The sequence below is a fragment of the Vibrio sp. Y176 genome (assembly GCF_033438945.1).
Map to the genome: position 1 here is coordinate 1 of NZ_JAWOQS010000817.1, position 597 is coordinate 597.

The 597-nt window shown below is 44.2% G+C and carries 1 protein-coding gene; it reads left to right on the top strand.

Features of this window, described 5'->3' with window-relative positions; translation table 11 throughout:
• On the top strand, nucleotides 1-585 hold a 585-nt coding region (locus R7O13_RS28830), incomplete at its 5' end, for a tetratricopeptide repeat protein (protein WP_318305456.1).
• Nucleotides 586-597 lie beyond the last annotated feature (12 nt).

Consider the following 597-nt stretch of genomic DNA (forward strand, 5'->3'; position numbering starts at 1 on the left):
CTAGGTTGGTTTGAGCGTACTCAAAAGAAAGCTTCAGCGGACATCATGCCGTCATTTGATTACGGCCGAGCGCTGGTTCATCTGGACAACAAACGCTTATCACAAGCAGAACCGATTTTGAAAAAGCTGTTAGCGCAAGATCCGGGCAACCCATTCTATTTAGATGCAATGACCGATCTATACATCGAGAAAAAACAGCCACAAAAAGCCGTTGAGTTGCTAAATAGCGCGCTAAAGCGTAATCCTCAAAACAAAGTATTAACCATTAACTACGCCAACGCGTTGCTTGAAGCAAACCAAAATGATCAAGCTGTGCGTACGCTTCAGCGTTATACACACGATAACCCAGAAGATAGCAATGGCTGGCAGCTATTATCGAAAGGCTATCATGCCCTTGGACGTAGTGATGAAGAGCTTGCAGCTCGCGCGGAAATTCTGGCACTAAGAGCAAACTGGAATAAAGCGATTCAATATTATAGTGAAGCAAGTAAAATGGCCGAATTGGGTAGCTTAGAACAAGCGCGATACGATGCTCGTATCGACCAACTCATGATCCAACGAGATCGATTCATGGCATTACAATAACGAAATGGAGAA